This window comes from Pseudobacter sp. (assembly GCF_051955275.1).
Lineage (GTDB): Bacteria > Bacteroidota > Bacteroidia > Chitinophagales > Chitinophagaceae > Pseudobacter.
This window is the reverse complement of sequence record NZ_JBQCGW010000213.1, coordinates 1-7725: the sequence shown is the minus strand read 5'-3', so window position 1 is coordinate 7725 and position 7725 is coordinate 1. Positions and strand designations below refer to the sequence as shown.

5 protein-coding genes are annotated in these 7725 nt (G+C 48.0%); 3 read left to right on the top strand and 2 right to left on the bottom strand.

What is annotated here, in order from left to right; translation table 11 throughout:
• From ACTHMC_RS18275 to ACTHMC_RS18265, 3 genes are all read left to right on the top strand, one after another.
• The coding region (locus ACTHMC_RS18275; RefSeq protein WP_440415238.1) for a discoidin domain-containing protein at positions 1-1775 on the top strand (1775 nt) is incomplete at its 5' end.
• A gap of 70 nt (positions 1776-1845) precedes the next feature.
• A complete protein-coding gene (locus ACTHMC_RS18270; RefSeq protein ID WP_440415236.1) occupies positions 1846-4236 on the top strand; it encodes a cellulase family glycosylhydrolase in 2391 nt (796 codons plus the stop codon).
• A 526-nt stretch (positions 4237-4762) separates the two neighbouring features.
• The gene (locus ACTHMC_RS18265) at positions 4763-5440 is read left to right on the top strand and encodes a hypothetical protein (protein WP_440415234.1); all 678 of its coding nucleotides are present in this window, start codon (positions 4763-4765) and stop codon (positions 5438-5440) included.
• Here the strand turns inward: ACTHMC_RS18265 and ACTHMC_RS18260 are convergent.
• Together ACTHMC_RS18260 and ACTHMC_RS18255 are read right to left on the bottom strand one after the other, a co-directional pair.
• Positions 5397-6635 carry an NAD(P)/FAD-dependent oxidoreductase gene (locus ACTHMC_RS18260; RefSeq protein WP_440415232.1) on the bottom strand — a complete coding sequence of 413 codons (1239 nt, stop codon included), beginning with the start codon at positions 6633-6635 and terminating at the stop codon, positions 5397-5399. The genes ACTHMC_RS18265 and ACTHMC_RS18260 overlap by 44 nt on opposite strands.
• A 144-nt stretch (positions 6636-6779) precedes the next feature.
• Positions 6780-7259: a TlpA family protein disulfide reductase gene (locus tag ACTHMC_RS18255; RefSeq protein ID WP_440415240.1), complete on the bottom strand. Its 480-nt coding sequence runs from the start codon at positions 7257-7259 to the stop codon at positions 6780-6782.
• Positions 7260-7725 lie beyond the last annotated feature (466 nt).

Sequence of the window (7725 nt, the reverse complement as noted above, 5' to 3'; positions counted from 1 at the left end):
TGAACAATGCCCGCGAAACATATCTGATGTTCGATGCAACCAGCATAACCGGCAATATCGATAATGTGACCCTGAAAGTATATGGAAAAGTTGATCTTACTACGGTGCCATCAGTGCTCATAGGCGTGTACAGTGTAGCCAACACCACCTGGAGTGAAAGCACTATTACCTGGAACAATAAACCGGCAAGCGGTGCAGAGTTGAGCACGGCGGCTGTGGGAAATACCGCATACAGTTATATCAACTTTGATGTAACCGGTTATGTGAAGAGTGAAATAGCGGCAGGCAGGAAAAAAGTTTCTTTTGCACTGAAGAGCCTGATTGCCCATGACCCGCGTGTATTCTGGAACTCGAAAGAGTTTGGCAGTAACCCGCCACAACTGGCATTTATTGTGCAGGGCGGTAACAGTAGTCCTTCAGTGAGCATCACCTCACCAGCCAATGGCGCAGTTTTCACAGCTCCTGCATCGGTCACCATCAATGCAACAGCGGCTGATGCCGATGGCAATGTAACACTGGTGGAATTTTTCAATGGCTCTACAAAGCTGGGAGAAGATGATACGGCACCATATACGTTCACCTGGAGCAATGTGCCTGCAGGAGATTATACGCTAACTGTCAGGGCAACGGATGACAGCAGTGCCACCACCACTTCATCGCCTGTGAGCATCACCGTAGGTGCAGAACCGCCCTGTACTCCTGTATCCGCCAGCGCAGATGATGGCAATATACCGGCCAATGTGCTCGATAACAACCTGGCCACCCGCTGGTCTGCCAGTGGCGACGGGCAATGGATCCAGTTCTGTCTGGGTGCAGGCCCTGTGCCGGTAACAGGTGTTCAGATAGCGTTCTACAACGGTAATGTTCGTGCATCCCGCTTTGATATCCAGGTGAGCAGCAATGGTAGTACCTGGACCAATGTGGTTACCGGCCTTCAAAGCAGTGGAATAACCAATGCACTGGAGACCTTCAACTTTGCGCAGGTAATCACGAAGTATATACGGATCCTGGGCCATGGCAATACAGTGAATGCCTGGAACAGTTATACAGAAGTGAAGATCACAACTGCGCCAACGCCTGCCTGTGATGCGGTATCAGCCAGCGGAGATGATGGCAATGTGCCTGCGAATGTACTGGACAATGACCTGGCTACCCGCTGGTCTGCCAGTGGAGACGGTCAATGGATCCAATTCTGCCTGGGAAGCACTTCTACGGTGACCGGCGTACAGATCGCATTTTATAATGGCAATGTGAGGACTTCCGGTTTTGATGTATTGGTGAGCAGCAACGGCATCAACTGGACCACCGTAGCTGCCAACCGGGTGAGCAGTGGAACAAGCACAGCGCTGGAAACATTCACCTTCACGGCCGTCAGTGCAAAATATGTACGGATAGTGGGGCATGGAAACAGTGTGAACCTCTGGAACAGTTACAGTGAAGTGCGTATCCTCACTTCCTCCGCACTGAACAATGCAGCAACAGAAATGAATACTATTTCTCCGGATGCGGCCGATGATCCCAAACTGAAGCTCAGCACTTATCCCAATCCATTCCGGAGTGGCAGCACCATCACCTTCAACCTTGAAAAATCAGCACACACGCAGTTGAGTGTGTATGATATTTCGGGAAGGAGAGTGGCAATACTGGTGAACTCCCGGTTGAATGCAGGCAACCACCGCGTGGTATTTACACCTCAAAGCAATACAGCAGGTATGTATATAATGCAGATGACCATCGATGGCAAGGTCATCACCAAGAAGCTGCTGAAAGAATAAGCAGTCAATCACAATAAGCAGGGCCTTTCCAGGTCCTGCTCTTTTAATTAAACCTTTAAATATTATTCCCATGAGAAAGTTTACACATTTCTTTTACTGGTGCGTTCTGTTTCTGCTTTCAGTAGTATATAACGCCAATGGACAGACGCCTGTGTCGCAGAACGGTCAACTACAGGTGATCGGTTTAAAACTGTGCAATCAGTATGGTAATCCCATTCAGTTACGGGGTATGAGCACGCATGGACTTCAATGGTACGGACTGGGCAGCTGTATTACAGATGCCAGTCTGGATGCATTGGCTAACGACTGGGAAGCCGATATTCTCCGTATTTCCCTCTATGTACAGGAAGGAGGTTACGATACAGACCCCGCGGGCTTTACACAAATGGTGAATACCATCATAGATAAGGTCACGGCCCGGGGCATGTATGCGTTGGTTGACTGGCACCAACTCACGCCCGGCGATCCCAATGCAAACCTGACCAAAGCCAAAACGTTTTTTACAGCCATCGCCAATGCCCATAAGAACAAAAACAATATTCTGTATGATATATGTAATGAACCCAATGGCGTGAGCTGGGCCACCATCAAAAACTATGCGAACCAACTGATACCAGTGATCCGCGCCATAGATGCAGATGCCCCCATCCTGGTGGGAACACATGGCTGGGCCTCCCTGGGTATTTCAGATGGTAATTCAGCACAGGATATCGTGAGCAATCCGCTGAGCTTTTCCAATATCATGTATACCTTCCACTTCTATGCAGCCAGCCATAATTCAACCTACCTGAATGAGCTGAGCTGGGCTGCTGACCGATTACCCATGTTCGTTACGGAATTCGGCACCCAGGCTGCATCCGGAGATGGAACGAATAATTTCACCATGAGCCAGCAATACATCGACCTGATGCGGAACAAAAAGATCAGCTGGTGCAACTGGAACTATTCTGACGACAGCCGCTCCGGCGCCGTTTGGAAATCAGGCACCTGCTCCAACGGACCCTGGACGGTGGCCAATCTCAAGCCCGCAGGCGTATGGGTGCGTGAACGCATGAAAACACCGGCCGATGATTTTCCCGGCAGCAATCCCAATCCCCCCTGTACTCCTGTATCTGCCAGTGCAGATGATGGTAATGTGCCGGCCAATGTTCTGGACAATAACCTGGCTACGCGCTGGTCTGCCAGTGGTGATGGACAATGGATCCAGTTCTGTTTAGGCGCCAATCCGGTTCCTGTTTCCGGTGTTCAGATCGCATTTTATAATGGAAATGTGCGCTCTTCACTTTTTGATGTGCAGGTGAGCAGCAATGGCAGTAGCTGGACCAACGTTGCTACCGGCCTGCAAAGCAACGGGACTTCCACTTCACTGGAAACATTTTCGTTTACGCAGATACAAACGAGGTTTGTGCGTATCGTAGGTCATGGAAATACGGTGAATGCCTGGAACAGTTATACCGAAGTGAAGATCGTACAGCAGACCAATGCAGCACCTACGGTCAGCATTACGTCTCCTGCCAACAATGCCGGGTTTACATCGCCCGCATCAGTTACCATCACGGCAACGGCTGCAGACAGTGATGGCACTATAAGCAAAGTGGAATTCTTCAATGGCGCTACCAAACTGGGTGAAGTAACTACTCCTCCATACAGCTATACCTGGAACAATGTAGCAGCTGGTAATTACGTGCTCACTGCCAAAGCCACTGACAATGGCAATACCAGCACTACTTCCTCTGCTGTAAATATTGCTGTGACAGCGCCTCCCGCCTGTGATGCGGTATCTGCCAGTGCAGATGATGGTAATGTGCCGGCCAATGTTTTGGACAATAACCTGGCTACGCGCTGGTCTGCCAGTGGTGATGGACAATGGATCCAGTTCTGCCTGGGCAGCACTAATACTGTAACCGGTGTGCAGATCGCATTTTATAATGGAAATGTAAGAACTTCCAGTTTTGATGTGCAGGTGAGTAACAATAGTACCAGCTGGACTACCGTGGCCACCAACCGGGTAAGCAGCGGAACCAGCACTGCGCTGGAAACATTCACTTTTCCTGCAGTGAGCGCGAAGTATGTACGGATCGTGGGGCATGGCAACAGTGTGAATCTCTGGAACAGTTATACTGAAGTGAAGATCCAGATTTCCGCCGGACTGAATAGCGCAACAACAGCTGGCAATAGAATTGAAACAGAACAGTATAAAGAAGCAAGGCTGAAATTCAATGCCAGCCCGAATCCTTTCCGTGGTACCAGCACCATCAGTTTCCATTTAAATCAGGCGGCTCAGACTCAGTTGAGTGTATTTGATATTACTGGCAGAAGACTGGCTGTACTTGTGAACAGAAGGCTGGCTGCGGGTAACCACAGGGTAGATTTCACTCCGCAGAACAAAGCAGCAGGAGTGTACTTGATTCAACTTAAAATAGATGGGAAAACCACCATAAAAAAGTTGTCGGCAGAGTAGGACTTGAACAGTTAAGAAAAAAGGGCTTTCCGGCCCTTTTTTTATGCCCGTTCATTTTGAAGTTTCCATTTTTTTTGTACATTCATAAAGCGACATATCTCAAGGTATCCGGACAGGCTGAGAGCCGGAGAACGAATATCCCTCATAGAACATCTGTATTTTTTGTGCTTGCTTTCTGATGATGATCCTCTGCATCAGGGAACCTGCCAGTTTCCACTAACAACCATCTGAACACACACAGGAAGCGATGTATTCATGATTGAATACAAGGCGCTGCTATTTGCTACTCCCGTACATAAATCCCTGTGCATCTGCGGGCTCAGGCCTGCAGGGAATCTTATACCCATCACTGAATGTATTTAAAACCTGTAAACGGGCGGAAGACATGCGAACACTTATCCTTTTGATATTGCTGCCGGCAATATGTTGCAGCTCCTTATCTTACAATAAAAAAAGTTATAACAACTATGGTGTGTATTGTGTAATTGATTCTGCTGCTGATTTCAGAGAAATAGTGATCCGTTCAGTGTACTATGTAAAGAAGGGAAAGAAAAAGGATTCAAGTACTGCTGCCAAAGGGATTGCTTTCTGGCATGCATTGAATAGAGATTTCTATCTGCTGACGGATCCGGATGAAAACAATAAGTCTTTAAAGTATTATATCCGTTTCGAACTAACCCTGGAGCAGACAGATGATCCCAGGATAACAAAGGAGAGAATGGATGCGGAGATCAAGAGTAATTATCCCGATCTGCTGCCGTGTAATACGCTCCAGGTTGTAAAGAAGATTAAATCATGTAGTGAATCACAGAAAATTGATCAGGACTCTACTGCTGGTCTCACCTGTGGCGTCACTCATATTTCAATCAAACGGAAACATGCGGAAAATGGAATTTTGGCTGCCCATGAAATCGGTCATACACTTGGATTAAGGGATTGTGGAGATGTTGGATTGATGAATGGATACAATAAAGGATATTCCATTGTTTTCGACTCGTATATAAAAATGATACTCGAATATTCATTCTGTTGCCGGGAGAATAAACGCCTTAATCATTATGATTACCGCATTCCTAAAGGGACCATTCATTGCCGTAACAAAACACGGATGGAATGGCCAGGCCGGAATCCGATATTTGACACCACAATATTGAATCGTTCTACCTGTTCAGAAGTACCTTCAGGTAAAATACCGGGCTGGTAAGCTTCTTTCTTACATCCACTTCATAGAACATGCAGGAGATCAGTTCTCTCAGCTGTTTGTTCCTGGTACCCATCTTCATCATAAAATTGAAGAGCCATCTGTAGCGCACCAGCTTCTGCAAACGATGACTGAGACTGAGCTCAGCGCCCAGCACGCGGTATACATGTTCCGTATAAGGTGCCAGTGCTGCCGCGGAAAAATCACCCGACCTTATCGCCGCAGCAGCATGTTCCGCTGCCATTCTTCCCGTATACAATGCATTGCCGATGCCTTCTCCCGTAAATGGATCTATGAGGTAGGCTGCATCCCCGGTAAGCAAATAACGGTCTCCATGCAGCTGCCTGCGCTTGCTTCCTAAGGGCAATCCATATCCTTCAACCGGCGAAATAGCACTGGCTTCGCGGAAGCGCTCCTTCAGTACCGGATCCTGCTGTATGGTAGTCTGTAATAATTGTTTGAGGTTAACCTTTTTCTTTTTTACAGCCGAACTGATCATGTCAAGCCCCACATTGGCCTCTCCATTGGGAAGTGGAAATATCCACAGATAACCAGGCAGTAAGGATTTCTGAAAATGCAGTTCAATGAAATTGTCGGTATGCATACCTGTTACATTCTTATAGTATGCTCTGACACCTGCTGCATGGTGATCCGGTTCCATGGTGAAGCCGGCGATATGCCTGGTGAAAGACGAGTGTGCGCCATTGGCTACGATCACCATTTTGGTCCTGATCTGTAAAGAGCCTCCTGCTTCGGATAGCAGGTAGCCATCTTTTTCAGGCAGGTACTGATCAATGGAAACTCCCTGAATGAGCCGGATCTCAGGCCTTCTTTTGATCTCGTCGACCAGGAACTGGTCAAAGTGGATCCGCTTGCAAACGAAGCCGATTGGTGGCTCTGACCTGGGATCATACTGAGGTTTGTACGGAACATCCATGCTGATCCGGCCGGGAGAAACAAAGGTCACTCCCCAGCTATTGACCTTTTCAGTATACTGCTGCAATCTTTCTGCAATGGCAGGATCGATGCGGTTAAGCGCGGTGATCACTTTTCCGCTCAGACCGTCACCGCAGACCTTGTCGCGTGGAAAAAAAGCTTTATCCACTATCACAGAGTGTATGCCCCATTGTGCAAGCTGCAATGCTGCGGCAGCTCCCGCAGGACCCGCCCCGATAATACAAACAGTAGTTTCCGTCATCCGTCCCAATTGTAAGAACAATAAAAATATCCCCCTCCGGCCGCATTGCCAAAATAAAAGAGGGGCCGCCTGCAAAAACAGGTTAAGCCCCTTATTGGTAAACCGGAACTGCATCTTACCTGGAATACGGGATGCGGTCTTTGCTTACAGGTATTGTTCGATCAACTTTTTGAGGCCGGGTGTAGATGGACGCGGCGCATCCACCGTTACAATATTCCCGGCCTTATCAAATACCATGAAGCGGGGAATGCCCGGGATCTTGTAGTAGGTGATCACGGATTTGCCGGATGGATCATATAGCTGCACACCATCCAGGTGCTCGTCTGCAACAAATTTTTTCCATTTGTCCTTATCCGTTTCTTTATCTGTACTGATGCTCACAAACACCACTTCTTTATCCTGCATTTCTTCCGTCAGCTTTTTCAGATGCGGGATCTCGGCTTTGCAGGGACCGCACCAGGTAGCCCAAACGTCCACCACCACTACTTTTCCGGCCAGTGATTTCAGTGATACTTTCTTTTCATTGATATCCACCAGGTCAAAATTATAAGCCGGCGCTCCCTTCTGGTACTTCACCAGTTTTTCAAAAACCTGGTCTTTGACAGCAAGTTGCGCAGGTGTCATCAGGTACTGTCCGTATTTATTCACCTTCTCCAGCACATCTTCAAAAGAGTTGGAGCGGCTGAGGTTGCTGGCAACAATATCGCCTTTCAAAGTGTCATTCGGGATCTGTTGAAGGGCCCACTCCAGCATCTTTTCCCGGTCAGGCATTTTATCGCCCATCATCATTTTAAAAGTAGGGAAGGTGTTGATGAATTCACTGCCTTCCCCCAACTGGTAAAGACGGGTAGTGTGGAGCAGCTTCGATCCTGCAATGGACTGGTAAAAAGAAGGATAGTCTTTTTTCTCAGGATGTGCAGACCTGGGTTGCAGGATAAAATTCATACCCATGGCCTGCAGGTCGGCATCAACCGTAAAGCGGAGCAGTTCGTTAAATGATTTGTTTGGTGTGTTGATCTTATTCCTGAACTGTTCAGCCTTTGGTAAAAATGCCTGCAGCATGGGGAAGAAGGAACGCCAGGTGCTGGTA